20 protein-coding genes, 2 rRNA genes and 1 other annotated feature are annotated in these 19,060 nt (G+C 47.0%); all 22 genes read left to right on the top strand.

The annotated features are described in order from the left end of the window. Window positions 1-103, top strand: a 23S ribosomal RNA gene (locus H7968_RS17205); the annotation flags it as partial. 75 nt (window positions 104-178) lie between these two features. After that, window positions 179-294, top strand: a 5S ribosomal RNA gene (rrf, locus tag H7968_RS17200). A 683-nt stretch (window positions 295-977) separates the two neighbouring features. Beyond that, window positions 978-1,439 carry a CtsR family transcriptional regulator gene (locus H7968_RS17195; RefSeq protein ID WP_134374597.1) on the top strand — a complete coding sequence of 154 codons (462 nt, stop codon included), beginning with the start codon at window positions 978-980 and terminating at the stop codon, window positions 1,437-1,439. A gap of 17 nt (window positions 1,440-1,456) precedes the next feature. Further along, window positions 1,457-1,999, top strand: coding sequence for a UvrB/UvrC motif-containing protein (locus tag H7968_RS17190; protein WP_227397259.1), 543 nt, complete (start codon window positions 1,457-1,459; stop codon window positions 1,997-1,999). Next, entirely contained in the window at window positions 1,996-3,075 is a 1,080-nt protein-coding gene (locus H7968_RS17185; RefSeq protein WP_227397258.1) for a protein arginine kinase, read from the top strand. Before H7968_RS17190 ends, H7968_RS17185 begins: the two co-directional genes overlap by 4 nt. Further along, the gene (gene clpC, locus H7968_RS17180) at window positions 3,072-5,513 is read left to right on the top strand and encodes an ATP-dependent protease ATP-binding subunit ClpC (RefSeq protein ID WP_227397257.1); all 2,442 of its coding nucleotides are present in this window, start codon (window positions 3,072-3,074) and stop codon (window positions 5,511-5,513) included. Before H7968_RS17185 ends, clpC begins: the two co-directional genes overlap by 4 nt. Before the next feature lie 75 nt (window positions 5,514-5,588). Further along, window positions 5,589-6,965: a DNA repair protein RadA gene (gene radA, locus H7968_RS17175; RefSeq protein ID WP_227397256.1), complete on the top strand. Its 1,377-nt coding sequence runs from the start codon at window positions 5,589-5,591 to the stop codon at window positions 6,963-6,965. Window positions 6,966-6,968: 3 nt separating this feature from the next. Further along, entirely contained in the window at window positions 6,969-8,033 is a 1,065-nt protein-coding gene (gene disA / locus H7968_RS17170; protein ID WP_227397255.1) for a DNA integrity scanning diadenylate cyclase DisA, read from the top strand. A gap of 139 nt (window positions 8,034-8,172) precedes the next feature. Further along, entirely contained in the window at window positions 8,173-9,279 is a 1,107-nt protein-coding gene (locus H7968_RS17165; RefSeq protein ID WP_227397254.1) for a PIN/TRAM domain-containing protein, read from the top strand. Window positions 9,280-9,291: 12 nt separating this feature from the next. After that, complete coding sequence (gene ispD / locus H7968_RS17160; RefSeq protein WP_227397253.1) at window positions 9,292-9,984, top strand: 2-C-methyl-D-erythritol 4-phosphate cytidylyltransferase; 693 nt, start codon at window positions 9,292-9,294, stop codon at window positions 9,982-9,984. A gap of 15 nt (window positions 9,985-9,999) precedes the next feature. Next, window positions 10,000-10,476: a 2-C-methyl-D-erythritol 2,4-cyclodiphosphate synthase gene (gene ispF / locus H7968_RS17155; protein ID WP_227397252.1), complete on the top strand. Its 477-nt coding sequence runs from the start codon at window positions 10,000-10,002 to the stop codon at window positions 10,474-10,476. A 24-nt stretch (window positions 10,477-10,500) separates the two neighbouring features. After that, window positions 10,501-11,958 carry a glutamate--tRNA ligase gene (gene gltX, locus H7968_RS17150; RefSeq protein ID WP_227397251.1) on the top strand — a complete coding sequence of 486 codons (1,458 nt, stop codon included), beginning with the start codon at window positions 10,501-10,503 and terminating at the stop codon, window positions 11,956-11,958. A gap of 60 nt (window positions 11,959-12,018) precedes the next feature. Beyond that, window positions 12,019-12,244, top strand: a binding site (T-box leader). Window positions 12,245-12,342: 98 nt separating this feature from the next. Next, complete coding sequence (gene cysE, locus H7968_RS17145; RefSeq protein WP_227397250.1) at window positions 12,343-12,993, top strand: serine O-acetyltransferase; 651 nt, start codon at window positions 12,343-12,345, stop codon at window positions 12,991-12,993. Then, the gene (gene cysS, locus H7968_RS17140; RefSeq protein ID WP_227397249.1) at window positions 12,990-14,390 is read left to right on the top strand and encodes a cysteine--tRNA ligase; all 1,401 of its coding nucleotides are present in this window, start codon (window positions 12,990-12,992) and stop codon (window positions 14,388-14,390) included. Before cysE ends, cysS begins: the two co-directional genes overlap by 4 nt. Window positions 14,391-14,393: 3 nt before the next feature. Continuing rightward, window positions 14,394-14,813: a Mini-ribonuclease 3 gene (locus H7968_RS17135; RefSeq protein ID WP_227397248.1), complete on the top strand. Its 420-nt coding sequence runs from the start codon at window positions 14,394-14,396 to the stop codon at window positions 14,811-14,813. Continuing rightward, window positions 14,810-15,553, top strand: coding sequence for a 23S rRNA (guanosine(2251)-2'-O)-methyltransferase RlmB (gene rlmB, locus H7968_RS17130; RefSeq protein WP_134374623.1), 744 nt, complete (start codon window positions 14,810-14,812; stop codon window positions 15,551-15,553). The genes H7968_RS17135 and rlmB overlap by 4 nt, the downstream gene beginning before the upstream one ends. A gap of 6 nt (window positions 15,554-15,559) precedes the next feature. Beyond that, on the top strand, window positions 15,560-16,072 hold the full coding sequence (locus H7968_RS17125) for an NYN domain-containing protein (protein ID WP_134374625.1): 513 nt from the start codon (window positions 15,560-15,562) through the stop codon (window positions 16,070-16,072). A 4-nt stretch (window positions 16,073-16,076) separates the two neighbouring features. Next, on the top strand, window positions 16,077-16,799 hold the full coding sequence (gene sigH / locus H7968_RS17120; RefSeq protein WP_227397247.1) for an RNA polymerase sporulation sigma factor SigH: 723 nt from the start codon (window positions 16,077-16,079) through the stop codon (window positions 16,797-16,799). A 78-nt stretch (window positions 16,800-16,877) separates the two neighbouring features. Further along, window positions 16,878-17,027: a 50S ribosomal protein L33 gene (gene rpmG, locus H7968_RS17115; protein ID WP_208528055.1), complete on the top strand. Its 150-nt coding sequence runs from the start codon at window positions 16,878-16,880 to the stop codon at window positions 17,025-17,027. A gap of 59 nt (window positions 17,028-17,086) precedes the next feature. Next, window positions 17,087-17,266 carry a preprotein translocase subunit SecE gene (gene secE, locus H7968_RS17110; protein WP_227397246.1) on the top strand — a complete coding sequence of 60 codons (180 nt, stop codon included), beginning with the start codon at window positions 17,087-17,089 and terminating at the stop codon, window positions 17,264-17,266. A gap of 181 nt (window positions 17,267-17,447) precedes the next feature. Beyond that, window positions 17,448-17,981, top strand: coding sequence for a transcription termination/antitermination protein NusG (nusG, locus tag H7968_RS17105; protein WP_134374633.1), 534 nt, complete (start codon window positions 17,448-17,450; stop codon window positions 17,979-17,981). 561 nt (window positions 17,982-18,542) lie between these two features. Then, on the top strand, window positions 18,543-18,968 hold the full coding sequence (rplK, locus tag H7968_RS17100) for a 50S ribosomal protein L11 (protein ID WP_071311366.1): 426 nt from the start codon (window positions 18,543-18,545) through the stop codon (window positions 18,966-18,968). Window positions 18,969-19,060 lie beyond the last annotated feature (92 nt).

Raw genomic sequence — 19,060 nt, 5'->3', positions numbered from 1 at the left:
CAAGTGGTAAGATCCCTGAAAGATGATCAGGTAGATAGGTTCGAGGTGGAAGCATGGCGACATGTGCAGCTGACGAATACTAATCGATCGAGGACTTAACCAAATAGGTGATTCTCGAACCTTGCGGTTGTTTGATGTTGTATCCAGTTTTGAAGGCGCGAGTCTTCAATAAAATCAGTCTAGTGATGACAGCGAAGAGGTCACACCCGTTCCCATGCCGAACACGGAAGTTAAGCTCTTCAGCGCCGATGGTAGTTGGGGGTTTCCCCCTGTGAGAGTAGGACGTCGCTAGGCACTTAAAAAGCCTGTAACTCAATGGATGAGTTACAGGCTTTTTTGTGTTGTTTTTGCAGAGGTGTGCAGAATGTGGAGTAAAGTATATCAAATAAATGAAGAAGTGGATCGAATAAGAGCAGAAGTATGAAGAATAAAGGGGTAAAGGTATAGAATTTCGAGCTAGTTTAGAGAAAGGAAAAAGACTTTCAGTTACTCAACTGCATTCAGTGCTCCCGAGCTTCGCCGGGATGTTTATGGAGGTATACAGAATAGAGAATAAAGTGTATCGAATAAACGGAAAAGTATACAGAATAAGAGCAAAAGTGTGTTGAATGAAGAGCAAAGTGTGTAGAATTCCGAGCTGGTTTTAAAGAAAACCCAGCTCTTTAAGTTACCAAAGTGCATTCAGTGCCCCCGAGCTTCGCCGGAATGTTTCCAGAGGTATACAGAATAAGAAACAAAGTGTGTAGAATAAACGGGAAAGGATATCGAATAAGATCAATGCTATGAAGAATAGACAAGATCGTGAACTGAATCCCAAATCTACATTATAAAAACACCTCAAAGGCTGTCGAATCTCCTGCAATAATCGTCGAACGTTTGCCCCGCCAGCGCTGCAGTCAATCAATTGCAGTCCTTCATCTTACTGTTGTATAATCATAGTCAAAGATAGTCAAAGTCAAGGTGGAGGAGGTGGCTTGATGAAAAATATCACAGATGTCATTGAAAACTATCTGAAACAGGTTTTAGATGGAAGTGGCAGTGAAATAGTTGAAATAAAGAGAAGTGAGATTGCTGAGAAATTTTCCTGTGTTCCGTCTCAGATCAATTATGTGATGAAGACGCGGTTTACGGTGGAACGGGGTTATCTCGTTGAGAGTAAACGCGGAGGCGGAGGGTATATACGCATTATTAAGGTAAAAACGCATGGCCGTTCTGAGTTGATTGATCAGATTTTAAATATTCTTCAGCCGTCTGTTTCGCAGTCGATGGCGGAGGATGTTGTGTTCAGGCTGATTGATGAGGAATGTATTTCGAAGCGGGAGGCAAAGCTGATGCTGAGTGCAATGGACCGGACGACGCTGAATGTGCCTTTGCCGTTGCGGGATGAAGTGCGCGGCCGCATTCTGACAGCCATGCTGATGACGTTAAAATTTCAATAGGTCGCGGGGTGATCAAGATGTTATGTCAGGAATGTCAGGAGAGACCTGCTTCTGTGCATTTTACAAAAGTGATGAATGGGCAGAAGACGGAGGTTCATTTGTGTGACAGCTGTGCCCAGGATAAGGGTGAAGCGTTTATGTCAGATGACAGTGCTTTTTCATTTAATAACTTATTGGCAGGTTTATTGAATGTGTCGCCGGTCATGCAGCCGAGTCAGCCGCAAAAGCCGGAGCGTGAGCCTGTGAAATGCAGTCACTGTCAGATGACGTTTCAGCAGTTTTTGAAAATCGGGAAGTTTGGCTGTCCGTCGTGTTATGAGTCGTTCAGAGATGAACTGCCGCCGATTTTAAAAAGATTGCATAGTGGAAATACGACGCATCACGGAAAGCTTCCTGAGAGACAGGGAGGCACGATTCATTTGAAGCGGAAGGTGACGGAGCTTCGTGCTGAGTTGAAGTCTTTGATCGAGGAAGAGGAGTTTGAACGGGCTGCGACGGTTCGGGATCAGATTCGCGTGATGGAAAAAGAGATTCACGGTGAGGGAGGCAGTCCGTCATGAGTTTGGAAAAATTTTTGAATCAGGCTGTCAGCTCGTGGATGAATGAGGAGGGTCCATCCTCTGAGATTGTCTTATCGACCCGGATTCGTTTAGCGAGAAATCACCGTAAGTATGCTTTCCCGACTGTATTTACAAAAGAGGAAGCGCGTGCTGTGGCTGAGGAAGTGAGCGCAGCTGTTCATAAAGCGGATGAAAGACTTGAAGTGCTGAAAATGGAAGAGCTTCAGGGACTTGAAAAACGGGTGCTGGTGGAAAAGCATCTGATCAGTCCGAATCTGGCGGAGGATTCAGGCGCTTCGGCTGTCTGGCTGTCAGATGACGAAGAGATCAGCATTATGGTTAATGAAGAGGATCATTTGCGGATTCAGTGTCTGTTTCCGGGGCTCCAGTTGAAGGAAGCGCTGAGTAAGGCGCTGCAGCTTGATGATGCGATTGAGCAGCATTGTGATTATGCCTTTGATGAGCATCTTGGGTATTTGACGACTTGCCCGACAAATGTGGGGACAGGGTTGCGTGCATCTGTTATGATGCATTTACCAGGATTGATGATGACTCATCAGATGAATAGAATTATTCCTGCAATTGGACAATTTGGTCTTGTGGCTAGAGGAATTTACGGGGAAGGTAGCGAAGCTTTAGGTAACATCTTTCAAATTTCGAATCAGACAACACTCGGCAAGTCTGAGGAAGACATTGTGGAGGACCTCCAGCGGGTGGTGGATCAGATTATTGCCCAGGAGAAGTCGGCAAGGGAAGCGCTAGTGAAGGCTTCAGGCATTCAGCTTGAGGACCGCGTTTTCCGGTCTTACGGGACGTTGCGCTACAGCCGGGTGCTTGAATCGAAGGAAGCGGCTAAATGTCTGTCGGATGTTCGTCTTGGTATCGATTTAGGATTTATCGAGAATGTGTCGAGATCGATTTTAAACGAGCTGATGATTTTAACGCAGCCGGGCTTTCTTCAGCAATATGCTGGAGGGTTTTTACGGCCGGTGGAGCGGGACATGAGACGCGCATCGCTGATCCGGGAACGGTTGGAGATGGAAGAAAAGAAGGATAAAGGAGGATCAGAGATATGATGTTTGGACGATTTACAGAGAGAGCACAAAAAGTATTGGCATTGGCACAGGAAGAGGCGATTCGCCTATCCCATTCAAATATTGGCACTGAACATATTCTGTTAGGTCTGGTCCGCGAAGGTGAAGGCATTGCAGCTAAGGCACTTCAGACACTGAACTTAAGCACGGCAAAGATTCAGGAAGAGGTTGAAGAGCTGATCGGTAAAGGGACAGAGCAATCCCCTAGCGTGCACTATACACCGCGGGCTAAGAAAGTCATTGAGCTTTCCATGGATGAGGCCCGCAAGCTTGGACACTCTTATGTCGGAACAGAGCACATTCTTCTTGGTCTGATCCGTGAGGGTGAAGGCGTTGCGGCGCGCGTATTAAATAACCTTGGTGTGAGCTTAAATAAAGCCCGTCAGCAGGTATTGCAGCTTCTTGGCAGCAATGAGGCAGGCGGTCAGCAGGGCGGCTCAAACGCAGCGGCAAATACGCCAACGCTTGATGGTCTTGCCCGTGACTTAACCGTGATTGCCCGTGAAGGAAGTCTGGATCCGGTCATTGGCCGAAGCAAGGAAATCCAGCGTGTGATTGAGGTATTAAGCCGCCGTACGAAAAACAATCCGGTATTGATCGGGGAGCCTGGTGTTGGTAAAACAGCCATCGCAGAAGGGCTTGCCCAGCAGATCGTACAAAATGAAGTGCCTGAAATTCTTCGTGATAAGCGCGTGATGACGCTTGATATGGGAACCGTTGTTGCGGGTACAAAATACCGCGGTGAGTTTGAAGACCGTCTGAAAAAAGTGATGGATGAAATCCGTCAGGCCGGCAACATCATTCTCTTCATTGATGAGCTTCATACGCTGATCGGGGCTGGTGGGGCAGAAGGTGCGATTGATGCATCCAATATCCTGAAGCCGTCCCTTGCACGTGGAGAGCTCCAGTGTATCGGTGCCACAACACTTGATGAGTACCGTAAATATATCGAAAAAGATGCAGCGCTTGAGCGCCGTTTCCAGCCGATTCAGGTTGATGAGCCAACAGCGGAAGAATCTGTACTGATCTTAAAAGGACTGCGTGACCGCTATGAAGCGCACCACCGCGTATCGATTACCGATGCAGCGATTGAAGCAGCAGTTAAAATGTCAGACCGCTACATCTCAGACCGTTTCCTTCCGGATAAAGCGATTGATCTAATCGATGAAGCCGGATCAAAGGTTCGTCTTCGTTCTTATACAACGCCTCCAAACCTGAAGGAACTTGAAGCAAAGCTTGAGGGTATCCGTAAGGAAAAGGATGCTGCGGTGCAGAGCCAGGAATTTGAAAAGGCAGCTTCTCTTCGTGATTCTGAACAGAAAACGAAGGAAAAGCTGGAAGAAACGAAAAAGGAATGGAAAGAAAAGCAGGGTCAGGAAAATACCGAAGTGACGGTTGAGGATATTGCACATGTTGTATCCACATGGACAGGAATTCCGGTATCGCGTCTGGCAGAAACAGAGACACAGAAACTTCTGAACCTTGAAGAAACGCTTCATGGCCGTGTAATCGGACAGAAGGATGCTGTGACAGCCATTTCAAAAGCCGTACGTCGTGCACGTGCCGGTCTGAAGGATCCGAAGCGTCCGATCGGTTCATTCATTTTCCTCGGACCAACAGGAGTCGGTAAAACGGAGCTTGCTAGAGCACTAGCTGAATCCATGTTCGGTGATGAGGATGCGATGATCCGGATCGATATGTCTGAGTACATGGAAAAGCACTCGACATCCCGTCTGGTCGGTTCACCTCCAGGCTATGTCGGTTATGAAGAAGGCGGTCAGCTGACAGAAAAGGTTCGCCGTAAGCCTTACTCGGTTGTGCTGCTTGATGAAATTGAAAAAGCACACCCGGATGTCTTCAACATTCTTCTGCAGGTGCTTGAAGATGGACGCCTGACAGACTCTAAAGGACGCACAGTTGATTTCCGCAATGTGGTGCTGATCATGACATCCAACGTTGGGGCCAGCGCGCTGAAGCAGAATAAGCACGTCGGCTTCGCTGTGCAGGATTCCAACCAGGATTACAAGGATATGAAAGGCAAGGTGCTGGAGGAATTAAAGCGTGCCTTCCGTCCTGAATTCTTAAACCGTATTGATGAAACAATCGTCTTCCACTCTCTTGAAAAAGAGCATTTGAAAGAAATCGTTTCGTTAATGGCAGAAGAGCTTGTGAAGCGTCTGAAGGAGCAGGATATTACGCTATCCATCACGGAAGAGGCGAAGAGCAAAATTGCCGATGAAGGATTTGATCCTGAATACGGTGCGCGTCCATTGCGCAGAGCCATTCAGAAACAAATTGAAGATCGTCTCTCTGAAGAACTGTTAAAAGGAAACGTACTTCAGGGTTACACAGTTGAAATTGATTATAAGGACGGCGAATTTACGGTTAACCGTAAAGAAGAAGCAGACGTTACGTCGTAAGCAATCGTCAGAAGGTGCACGTGTTAAGGAAAAAGGCACGTGCACCTTTTTTCATCGTTAGGAGGCAGCAGTTAAGTGGCTAAGAAAAAAACAAAGTTTATGTGTGAATCCTGTGGCTATGAGTCAGCGAAATGGATGGGTAAGTGTCCGGGCTGCGGAGAGTGGAACACGATGGTCGAGGATATCACCATTACCGGCAAACAGCCCCGCAAATCCTTTACCCATACACCCGAAGGAACCCAGTCCAAGGCAACTCCACTCGTTAAGATAGAAACCCAGGATGAAACGCGTGTCAAAACGATGATGCCGGAATTAAACCGTGTGCTCGGCGGAGGCGTTGTACCGGGCTCAATGGTCTTAATCGGAGGGGACCCGGGGATCGGGAAATCGACCCTTCTGCTTCAGGTATCGTCCCAGCTGGCAGAAACGAAAAATAAAGTGCTTTATATTTCCGGTGAGGAGTCAGTCAAGCAGACGAAAATGCGGGCAGACCGTCTTGGCGTTACGTCAGAGGAGCTTTTAATCTACGCTGAAACGAACCTTGAATCAATCGCTCATTCCATCGAACAGGTCGCACCGCAGTTTGTTATTATCGATTCTATTCAGACAGTCTATCATCCTGAAGTGACCTCTGCGCCGGGAAGTGTGACGCAGGTTCGTGAATGTACAGCGGAACTGATGAGAATTGCAAAGACGAAAAACGTAGCGATTTTCATAGTGGGCCATGTTACAAAGGAAGGCTCTATTGCCGGTCCGCGAATTTTAGAGCATATGGTGGATACTGTTCTGTATTTTGAAGGGGAACGGCATCATACGTACCGGATTCTGCGGGCCGTTAAAAACCGTTTTGGCTCTACGAATGAAATGGGGATCTTTGAGATGAGGGAAGCAGGTCTGCAGGAGGTAGCCAACCCGTCTGAAATTTTCCTTGAGGAGCGTTCGCAGGGAGCGGCCGGTTCCACGGTTGTGGCTTCCATGGAAGGAACCCGTCCGGTGCTCGTTGAAATTCAGGCGCTTGTGACGCCAACGAGCTTCAATAATCCACGAAGAATGGCCACCGGCATTGATCAGAGCCGTGTGTCGCTTTTGATGGCTGTCCTTGAAAAGCGGGTCGGGCTTATGCTGCAGACGCAGGATGCCTATTTAAAAGTAGCAGGTGGCGTGAAGCTGGATGAGCCTGCTGTTGATTTAGCCGTGCTTGTCAGCATCGCGTCAAGCTACCGTGATGAGCCGCCAAAGCCGTTTGACTGTATCATCGGCGAGGTTGGCTTAACCGGTGAGGTGCGGCGCGTGTCGCGGATTGAGCAGCGTGTGCAGGAGGCGGCAAAGCTCGGCTTTAAGCGCGCGATTATTCCGGAAAACAATATCGGTGGATGGACATTCCCTGAAGGTATTGAAGTCATAGGGGTGACCAATGTAGGGGAAGCCTTAAAGAAAACATTGGAGGGATAGGCGATGGAGGAGAGAAAGCGCAAGCGGCCGTCGGCAGATATTATTCAGCTCGTGGCACCGGGTACTCCTTTTCGGGAGGGGATCGATAACGTACTACGTGCAGGTACCGGCGGGTTAATTGTTGTCGGATGCAATGATAAAATGAAGCCGCTTGTAGACGGAGGATTTCAGATCCAGTGTCCTTTCTCTCCAACCTATCTGTATGAGCTGGCGAAAATGGACGGGGCGATTATTTTAAATGAGTCCGGCAGTAAAATCCTGATCGCCAATGCGCAGCTGAATCCGAATCCATCCATTTCTTCCTCTGAAACGGGGATGAGGCACCGGACAGCAGAGCGTGTGGCGCGGGAAACAGATTCACTTGTCATCGCGATTTCACAAAGGCGGAATGTGATTACGCTTTACAAAGGAACGTACCGCTATGCACTGAAGGAAATCGCCGTCATTCTCGCAAAAGCCAACCAGGCACTGCAGACGATGGAGAAATACCGCTCTGTACTGGATCAAAGCCTTTCCCATCTGACGCTGCTTGAATACGAAGAAGCGTCTACCTTTAATGACGTACTGCTCGTATTGCACCGGTTTGAAATGGTCATCCGAATTAAGAATGAACTGCTTCTTTACTTAAATGAGCTTGGTTCAGAAGGCCGTCTTGTCCGACTGCAGCTACATGAGCTGCTCACAGACCTGGAGAAGGAAGCACGTATGGTCATCAGAGACTATTCAAAAGAGCGGATTGTAAAATATCACGACCTTCTTGATGATTTTGAAAATATGGTGTCATCTGAAGTGCTCGATGATGACGTGCTGATGAATTTGCTCGGTCATGCCCCTAATGTTCCGCTTGAGGATCTGGTGGAGCCAAGAGGTTATCGTGTGCTGAATAAAATTCCGAGGCTGCCCGTCATGATCATCGAAAATCTCGTCAATCATTTTGGTCATTTGCCAAAAATGCTGAAGGCAACGGTAGAAGAACTCGACCGTGTGGATGGAATTGGAGAAATCCGGGCAAAAAAAATTAAGGAAGGGTTACGATCGGTTAAAGATCAATCATTGGCAGACCACTGATTGGGATTATGTGGATTGTGACAAATTTACATCTGTGATATGATGTTACGTTTGTGTTTAAATTGACTTGCGATTCTAAACCATGCTAATCTTTTCACAAGCACTACAGGTGCTAAAAAATCACCAGGGAGGTGAAGGAATGTTAAAACGAATTATTCAGGTTTGCTTTCTGATTGTCGGCGGAACACTGGGCATCTTTTTACTTCCAGAATTAGTTCTTATTCCTTTTAATTTAGATTATGCATTCATAAACAATGCCTACGTCACTGCCATTTTAGGAGCGATTATTTTTTATGCGGCAACATTCTGGGCCATTAAGTATGTGGTTAACTTTATTAAATGGGCGGAGGATTCACTTGTTAAAGCACCGGTAACAGACCTTCTGTTTGGCGCACTGGGACTGATCATCGGGTTAATTACAGCGTTCCTGATCGGGGTTGCGGTTAATGATATTGAAATTCCGATTTTTAATACGGTGATTCCGATCCTGTTAACGCTGATTCTCGGTTACCTTGGTTTTCAGGTCGGCTTTACAAAAAGGGACGAGCTGGTTCAGCTGTTTTCACGCAATCCCTCGCATGGGAAAAAGGCTGATCAGGGTGAAGCGGCAACAAGTGAAGTTCCCGCTTCCAAGCACCACAAAATTCTGGATACGAGCGTCATCATTGACGGCCGGATCGCGGATATTTGCCAGACGGGATTCCTTGATGGTGAGATCGTCATTCCTCAGTTTGTGCTTGGCGAACTGCAGCATATCGCAGACTCATCAGATGCATTGAAGCGAAACCGTGGCCGTCGCGGACTGGATATTCTGAAGAGAATTCAAAAAGACATTCCGATAAAAGTAACGATTTATGAAGGTGACTTTGAGGATATTCAGGAAGTCGACAGCAAACTTGTGAAGCTCGCAAAAGTGCTGAACGGGATTGTCGTAACAAACGATTTTAATTTAAATAAAGTATGTGACCTGCAGGGTGTGCAGGTGCTCAACATTAATGACCTTGCCAATGCGGTCAAGCCGGTCGTGCTGCCGGGTGAGGAAATGCTCGTCCAGATGATCAAGGACGGGAAGGAACAAAACCAGGGGATTGCGTATCTCGACGATGGCACGATGATCGTCGTGGAAGACGGCAAGAACTTTATCGGCAAAAACATCACAGTCATTGTGACCAGCGTCCTTCAGACATCGGCTGGCCGGATGATTTTTGCCAAACCGAAGTCATACGGTAAGGAAAAGGCGTTATAAAAGGAGAACATCATGAAATATGAAGTGGTCATTCCGGCAGCGGGTCAGGGAAAGCGGATGGGAGCAGACCGTAACAAGCTGCTCCTGACGGTAAAAGAAGTACCGGTTATTATTCACACATTGCGTGTCTTTGAAGCGGATGAAGCATGTGACGGGATTCTGCTTGCGATTCACCCTGATGATCGTAAAGAACTGACCAGGCTGCTTGCGGAATATAACATGACAAAAGTAAAAGCAATGGTTCCTGGCGGTAAGGAACGTCAGAACAGCGTATATGAAGCGCTGAAGCAGGCGGAAGCAGACATCGTGATGATTCACGATGGCGCACGTCCATTTATTAAAAAAGAAACGATTCATGCACTTGCCAAAGAAGCACAAGTTTCAGACGGTGCGATTGCTGCAGTACCGGTAAAGGATACGATTAAAAAAGTGATGGGTGGAACTGTTACGGAAACAGTGGAACGCGCAAGCCTGTGGTCTGTTCAGACACCGCAGGCTTTTCGCCTTGATCTTATTTTACAGGCACACAAAGCCGCTGAAGAAGAAGGCTTTACCGGAACGGATGACGCCTCACTTGTTGAAAAAATGGGCGGAAAAGTGACGGTTATTGAATCAGATTATGATAATATAAAGCTGACAACAAAAGAGGACCTATTATTTGCAGAGGCGATTCTTACGAAAATGGCTTCTGTACGTAACGAATAGAGAGGAGCAACACCTATGGTTCGTATTGGACAGGGCTATGATGTTCACCAGCTGACGGAAGGTCGTCCGCTGATCATCGGGGGAATCGAGATCCCGCATGAAAAGGGACTGCTCGGTCACTCAGATGCTGACGTGCTGCTGCACGTTGTGGCAGATGCGGCACTCGGTGCGATTGGCGAAGGGGATATCGGCCGTCATTTTCCGGATACAGACCCGGCGTTTGAAGGAGCGGATTCCAAAAAGCTGCTTCAGCACGTATGGGGAATCGTGAAGGAAAAGGGCTATTCACTCGGAAACATTGATTGTACGATTATTGCACAAAAGCCAAAGATGGCGCCGCACATCAGTGATATGAGAGCGGTCATTGCATCTCTATTAGAAGCTGATGAGAGCCAGGTCAATGTAAAGGCAACGACAACCGAAAAGCTCGGATTTGAAGGACGCGAAGAAGGCATCGCCGCACAGGCTGTCATTCTTCTTCAAAAACTATAAACCCATTTTCAGGAGGACAACGTTATGTCTACACCAATTCGCGTGCGTTATGCACCAAGTCCAACAGGATATTTACATATAGGGAATGCCCGTGCAGCCCTATTTAATTATTTGTTTGCAAGAAGCCAGGGCGGAACATTTATCATCCGCGTGGAAGATACAGATACAAAGCGTAACATCGAAGGCGGAGAGCAGTCTCAGCTTGATTATTTAAAGTGGCTCGGTATTGACTGGGATGAAAGCATCGATGTTGGCGGAGATTACGGTCCATACCGTCAGTCAGAGCGTAATGATCTTTATAAAAAGCATTACGATGAGCTGCTTGAAAAAGGTCTAGCTTACAAGTGCTACTGTACATCAGAAGAGCTTGAGGCAGAGCGCGAAGCACAAAGTGCCCGCGGCGAAATGCCACGCTACAGCGGGAAGTGCCGTAACCTGACGGATGAAGAGCGAGCAGCGCTTGAAGCAGAAGGGCGTGAGCCAAGCATCCGCTTTATCGTGCCTCAGGGTAAAACGTATACGTTCAACGATATTGTAAAAGAAGACGTTTCGTTTGAAAGTGACGGTATCGGCGACTTTGTCATCGTGAAAAAAGACGGTATTCCAACGTACAACTTTGCGGTTGTAGTAGATGATCATTATATGGAGATTTCACACGTGCTTCGTGGAGATGACCACATTTCCAATACACCAAAGCAGATGATGATTTATGAAGCGTTTGGCTGGGAGCTTCCAAAGTTCGGTCATACAACACTGATCGTCAATGAAGAGCGTAAAAAGCTGAGCAAGCGCGATGGCTCTATTATTCAGTTCATTGAGCAGTATAAGGATCTGGGCTATCAGCCGCAGGCATTGTTCAACTTTATTGCGCTGCTTGGCTGGTCGCCAAAAGGGGAAGAGGAAATCTTCTCGAAGCAGGAGCTTATCGATATTTTTGATGCGGACCGTCTGTCGAAATCACCGGCCGTATTTGATACGAAAAAGCTTGAGTGGATGAATAACCAGTATATGAAGACACTTGACCTTGATACGGTTGTGGCGCTGTCTGTTCCGCATTTAGAGGAAGCGGGAAGAATTCCGAAGGACCGCACGCCGGAGCAGGAGCAGTGGGTGCGGAATTTAGTTGCCCTTTACCAGGAGCAGATGAGCTACGGTGCTGAAATTGTCGGATTATCTGAGCTGTTCTTTAAAGATGAGATTGAATATGATGAAGAGGCAAGTGCTGTGATTGCAGAAGAGCAGGTGCCTGAGGTGATGGCTTCCTTTATCGGGCAGCTTGAGGCGCTAGAGGCGTTTGAGGCAGATCAGATCAAGAAAGCGATCAAAGCCGTTCAAAAAGAAACGGGTCATAAAGGCAAAAAGCTCTTTATGCCGATTCGTGTCGCAGTGACAGGACAGACGCATGGTCCTGAATTGCCGAATGCAATCGAAGTATTAGGAAAAGAAAAAGTCATTGCACGATTAAGCAAGCTGACTAATTAACATTTCGAAAAGAATAGTATATAGTATGTCTATAGAACGCAAATCAACGATTGACGATACATGAAAGCTTTGATAGGGAGAAGTAGGAAAAGTGATGCCGATAAGAGAGAACCGTCACCGGCTGAGAGCGGTTTGGGCTGATCCTTTTCTGAAATGCACCCTTGAGTCTTTTGCCGAAGAGCGATTGTAGGCATAAGCGGTTCCAGGCCGTTATCCTGTTGAGGTGGGGAGCAGTGTGTTACATTGCTTCAAACAGAGTGGAACCGCGCAAAAAAGCGTCTCTGTCATATGACAGAGACGCTTTTTCTATTTTAAAACAGTAAATTCATATGTGTTCAGTCGGAATTATAGCGGAAATTGTGTAAAATGAGAGGAGTGAACGAGATGTTTAAGCGGATAAAAGAAGATGTCGACACCGTTTTTGATCAGGATCCCGCTGCCCGTTCAGCATTAGAAATTATCTTAACGTACTCCGGACTGCATGCGATCTGGGCTTACCGGATTGCCCATGTCTTTTATAAGCGAAAAATGTTTTTTATTGCCCGGGCAATATCGCAGCTTGCAAGAGCGATGACCGGTATAGAAATCCACCCTGCTGCGAAAATTGGCAGACGTTTTTTTATCGATCACGGAGTTGGTGTGGTCATTGGGGAAACATGTGAAATCGGCAATAACGTGACGGTTTTCCAAGGCGTAACACTCGGTGGAACAGGGAAAGAGAAAGGGAAACGTCATCCGACGCTTGAGGACAATGTGCTGATTGCCACAGGCGCAAAGGTGCTTGGTTCCATCGTAATCGGTCAGAACTCCAAGGTTGGAGCGGGTTCAGTTGTCTTAAATGACGTGCCGGCCAATTCCACTGTTGTCGGCATTCCGGGTAAAGTCGTGGTGCGCGATGGGAAAAAGGTGCGCCGCGATCTGGATCATCAGGATATGCCGGATCCGATCTGGGACCGCATCCGCACGCTCGAAACAGAGCTTGCATTTGTGAAAGAACAATTGAAAAAGGAACGGGAAAGGAGCTCGCAATTATGAGCATTCAATTATATAACACTGTCACAAGGCAGAAGGAAGTATTTAAACCGCTTGAAGAGGGGAAGGTCTCCATGTATGTGTGCGGACCGACCGTTTATAACTATATTCATATTGGAAACGCCCGTCCTGCGATCGTATTTGATACGGTACGCCGTCACCTTGAATACCGGGGCTATGATGTGAACTTCGTCTCGAATTTTACTGATGTAGACGATAAACTGATCCGTGCAGCCAAAGAGCTTGGTGAAGAGGTGCCTGTCATTGCCGACCGGTTTATTGAAGCTTATTTTGAGGATGTAGGTGCGCTTGGCTGCCAGCGTGGAACAGCTCATCCGCGTGTGACGGAAAACATTGATCTAATCATTGAATTTATTGAGTCATTAATTGATAAAGGTTTTGCGTATGAGTCAGGCGGAGATGTGTATTACCGCACGCGTAAGTTTGACGGCTACGGAAAGCTGTCTCATCAGTCCATTGATGAGCTTCAGATCGGCGCGCGTATCGAGTCAGATGAGCGCAAAGAGGATGAGCTTGACTTTGTCTTATGGAAAGCAGCAAAAGAAGGCGAAATTTCCTGGGAAAGTCCGTGGGGAGAAGGTCGTCCGGGCTGGCACATCGAATGCTCGGCAATGGCGCGCAAATACCTTGGCGATACGATTGATATTCATGCAGGTGGACAGGATTTAGCCTTCCCGCACCATGAAAATGAAATCGCCCAGTCAGAAGCATTGACCGGTAAAACCTTCGCAAATTACTGGATGCATAACGGGTATATTAATATCGATAACGAGAAAATGTCGAAATCACTCGGCAACTTTGTTCTCGTTCATGACATTTTAAAAGAAGTGGATCCACAGGTGCTGCGTTTCTTCATGCTGTCGGTTCACTACCGCCATCCGATCAACTATAACAAAGAGTTGCTGGATGCGGCAGGAGCTGGTCTTGAGCGAATCCGTACCTCTTACGAAAACCTGCTGCACCGCCGTGAATCCAGTGCCGGTCTGACAGAAGATGACCAGAAGTGGCTGGATGCAACGGCTGAACAGAAAGAAGCGTTTGTCAAAGCGATGGATGATGATTTCAATACAGCCAATGCCATCTCTGTGTTGTTTGACCTGTCACGTCAGGCGAATCTTTACCTGCGTGAGAAAAATACATCAACAGACGTCATCGATGCCTTTACAAAAGCGTTTGATGAGCTGGCAGGTGTGCTTGGCTTCACGATGGAGCAGGAAAAAGACATGCTTGATTCAGATATTGATGCCCTTATTCAGCAGCGCGAAGAAGCACGAAAAGCGCGTGACTTTGCGACAGCAGACGCGATTCGTGACCAGCTGAAGGACATGAACATTATTTTAGAAGATACAAAACAGGGTATCCGCTGGAGAAGAGGGTAAGAAATGGCGGATTATACATTAGACCCGAAACAAATCAATGCACTGGCGCTCGCCTATATGGGCGACGCCGTGTATGAACAGAAGGTCCGTCACCACCTGTTAGTAAGCGGGACGGTCAGACCGAACCAGCTTCAGCGCGAGGGTATTCGCTATGTGTCAGCAAAAGCGCAGGCGAAAATCCTGCACCATATGTTCGCTGAAGAGCGGTTTACAGAGGAGGAAATGGCCGTGATCCGAAGGGGTCGCAATGCCAAGTCCGGCTCTGTGCCGAAAAATACAGATGTGACAACGTACCGGTACAGCACAGCGTTTGAAGCGCTGATCGGTTATTTATATTTAACAGAGCAGCAGGAGCGGTTAATCGGCATCATTGATGAGTCGATTGCGTTCATCATGGAAGAGCAGAAAGGAGCAGGGCAATGAGCGAAGAATTTATCGGCGGGAAAAACCCCGTACTGGAGGCACTGAGATCCGGCAGGGAAATTAATAAAATCTGGATCGGGGAAGGCTCACAAAAGGGACAGATGCAGCAGGTCATCCAGCTGGCAAAGGAAGCGAATGTACTTGTTCAGTTTGTACCGAAAAAGAAAATTGATCAGCTGATGGATGGACAGCATCAGGGGGTTGTCGCTTCGATTGCAGCTTACGAGTATGCGGAAATGGACGATATTTTTAACAAAGCGGCAGCTAAAAACGAAGATCCGTTTATCCTGATCCTGGACGAGCTTGAGGATCCGCACAATCTTGGTTCGATCATGCGGACAGCGGATGCATCGGGCGTTCACGGCATTATTATTCCAAAGCGCCGGGCAGTCGGTCTGACCGCAACCGTCGCGAAGGCTTCAACGGGTGCGATTGAACACGTACCGGTTGTGCGTGTGACCAACCTTTCCCGAACGGTGGACGAGTTGAAGGACCGTGGTGTCTGGGTGGCCGGGACTGACGCGAAAGGCAGTGAGGATTACCGCCGCTTTGATGGGACGATGCCGCTTGGGTTAATTATTGGAAGTGAAGGGAAAGGCATGAGCCGTATTTTACGGGAAAAATGCGATTTTCTGATTCATCTGCCAATGGTTGGACATGTGACGTCGCTCAATGCCTCTGTTGCAGCAAGCCTTTTAATGTATGAGGTCTACAGACGCCGTCACCCGCTGGAAGGATGATCAGCGATGCGAAATGTACTGCTCGTAGACGGCTATAACATCATCGGTGCATGGCCCGAGCTCGTGGAGTTAAAGCTCCGCGACCTTGGGGCGGCGCGTGACCGCCTGATCGAACTCATGGCGGAATATCAGGGCTATACCGGACACCGCGTCATCATCGTATTTGATGCGCAGTTTGTCGAAGGTATGTCGAAGAAAATGTTTAACTACCGAGTAGAAATTGTTTTTACCCGAAAAAACGAAACAGCAGATGAGCGGATTGAAAAGCTCGCCATTGAACTGAATGATATTAAAACCCAGGTGATTGTAGCCACAAGCGATTATACAGAGCAATGGGCGATCTTCGGTCAAGGAGCACTCCGGAAGTCAGCGAGAGAACTTTTAATTGAGATGAAACAAATCGAAAAAAAAATTTCCAAGCGGATCGAACGAAATCAGTCTGAGCGCCCGGTATCAAAGATTCCATTGTCCGACGAAGTCGCCGAAATATTCGAAAAATGGAGACGCGGCGATAAATGAACGGTTGACGTTAAAAAATTCTGTAAAGTATAATATTTCTATCTATTTGTTTCGTACAGTCGGGGGGATCCATTTGAACGCATACAATCAGGCATCAACGGATCGGGAATTATTTCACGGAATGGAAGACGATGTGATACTTGAACTGATTCAGAACGGAAACAGTGAAGCACTGGATTTTTTAATTAACAAGTACCGTCATTTTGTCAGAGTGAAGGCGCGCTCCTACTTTTTAATCGGGGCAGACAAAGAAGACATCATCCAGGAAGGCATGATTGGTCTTTATAAGGCGATTCGTGATTACAAGGAAGAAAAACTGACCTCTTTCAAAGCGTTTGCTGAGCTTTGTATTACCCGTCAGATCATCACTGCAATTAAAACCGCTACCCGCCAAAAGCACATCCCGCTTAATTCTTACGTATCACTTGATAAACCGATTTATGATGAGGAATCTGACCGTACGCTGATGGATGTCATTTCAACAGCCAGGCCGACAGATCCGGAGGCGCTCGTCATTCACAGGGAAGAATTCAGCAAGATTGAAGGTAAAGTAGCTGAGCTTCTGAGTGATCTGGAACGTCAGGTGTTATCCCTTTACCTTGACGGGCAATCGTATCAGGAAATCTCGGAAGAACTGGATCGTCATGTAAAATCTATCGATAATGCCCTGCAGCGTGTCAAACGCAAGCTGGAGCGCTATCTTGAGGCGCGCGAATTGACTTTTTAACGGTTGGCGTGTATTGACATCAAACAGATGGAGTGTTATTTTTTAAAGGATGTATGTCCCTAAAAAGGAATGAACATGGTGAGTAAAAAACTGATTCTTGCTTGCAGTGCCTGCGGATCACGGAACTACTCCGTTCCAAAGGGCGCAGATAAGCAGTCTGATAGATTAGAAGTCAAGAAATTTTGCCGTTACTGTAATGCTCATACACCTCACAAACAGACGGTGTAGGCTGAGCCGATCCTGTAACACGGATCACTGAAATAACACTGGTTGGAGGGTACGTCATCATGGGTAAAATCAGCAACTTCTTCAAAAATGTTGCTTCCGAAATGCGTAAGGTCAGCTGGCCCCGCCGCAAGGAGCTTACTCGTTACACGATTACGGTTTTAAGTACCGTAGTATTTGTCGCTGTTTTCTTTGCGATTATCGACTTTGGCATCGATGCGATTATTAACTGGATCCTGTAGGTTCTTGTAAACCTTCGCACCACCTGCTAATATCGTGTACAATAGAGACAGACATGCAAAAGCCCGTTTAACGGGTTTTTTCATTGGGCAAAAATCGATGGTCTGTTTTACAGAAAATCCATTAACGAAACATACATGCATAAAGCAGCCAAAACAATAACAGAATGGAGGAAAACATACGGTGGAGAAAAATTGGTACGTGGTTCACACTTATTCCGGCTATGAGAATAAAGTGAAAATGAATCTTGAAAAGCGTGTTGAATCAATGGGCATGCAGGACAAAATCTTCCGCGTTGTCATTCCTGAAGAGGAAGAAACCGAGATTAAAGATGGTAAGGCAAAAACAGTCAAGCGTAAAACATTCCCTGGTTATGTACTTGTGGAAATCGTGATGACAGATGATTCATGGTATGTCGTCCGTAACACACCAGGCGTAACAGGATTCGTCGGATCATCAGGCGGCGGCGCAAAGCCGACACCACTATTGCCGGAAGAAGTAACACAACTTCTGAAGCAAATGGGTATGCAGGAGAAAACCATTGAGGTGGACTTCGAGCTTGGTGAAAACGTCACAGTAAACGAAGGTCCATTCGCAAACTTTGCCGGTGTCATTGAGGATATTGACACAGACAAAGGCAAGGTCAAAGTACTCGTAAACATGTTCGGCCGCGAAACACCGGTAGAACTCGAATTCACACAAATTACAAAATTATAAGACGTTCTGATTCTCCAGTGTAAATACTTTTGATATTTCGGGTCTTTTTGATTGCTAAGTAATCCTTAAGAAGAAACCCATCAAAAGTGCCAGGTCATTCCGCAGACTCCTGCGGCAGAGAAGCGACAGGTGAGACAGCGTAAGCGCAAAGCGCTAGCTGGCTCACCGCGCGGCCATAGAAAAGCGGAGGCGACTCGTCCAGCCCCGACAAGCATAAGGCGAAGATGAAAAGAGGGCTGCCTTTTGCCCTCGTTCAGCTTTGACTTATGACCTCGAGGGGCTAGTCGTCGCAGCTAGACATCGGAAAGCGGAGGAATGACCTGGCACGTTTTATCGCGTACAAGACCGATTCCAACGTATTTTCCCGCAATGGAGTAAAATTGTAAAAATATAAAAAGAACATCTTGAATTATAATTCGAAAGATGATAACATCTTTTAAGTCAGTATGTCTCAATAGAGAGACTGAACTAACATTTTCAATTCTTTATATAAAAGAATCAAGTGGGAGGGCAAAAACAGAAGCCCTATTACCACATCACGGACTTAAGGAGGTGTGTCTCGTGGCTAAAAAAGTAATCAAAATGGTTAAGCTTCAAATCCCGGCTGGGAAAGCGAATCCAGCTCCACCGGTAGGTCCTGCACTAGGTCAGGCAGGTGTGAACATCATGGGATTCTGTAAGGAATTCAATGCTCGTACAGCTGATCAGGCTGGACTGATTATTCCTGTAGAAATCACGGTTTTTGAAGACCGTTCATTTACATTCATCACTAAAACTCCGCCGGCTGCAGTTCTTCTGAAGAAAGCAGCAGGAATCGAGTCTGGTTCTGGTGAACCAAACCGCAACAAAGTAGCGACTGTCAAGCGTGACAAGGTACGTGAAATCGCGGAAACAAAAATGCCTGATCTTAACGCAGCTGATGTTGAAGCAGCAATGCGTATGGTTGAAGGTACGGCTCGAAGCATGGGAATTACGATTGAAGACTAATTGATGGTTGTCTTGGACGAGGTTGCGAAGCTGAAAAGGATTTTTCACTCGCAACCTTTATTCGTGGGAGGTTATTCCGCTAAAACCACATA

The sequence above is a fragment of the Jeotgalibacillus aurantiacus genome (assembly GCF_020595125.1).
Classification (GTDB): Bacteria; Bacillota; Bacilli; order Bacillales; family Jeotgalibacillaceae; genus Jeotgalibacillus; species Jeotgalibacillus aurantiacus.
Note: the sequence above shows the minus strand (reverse complement) of the source record. Positions and strands in the feature narration are given on the sequence as shown.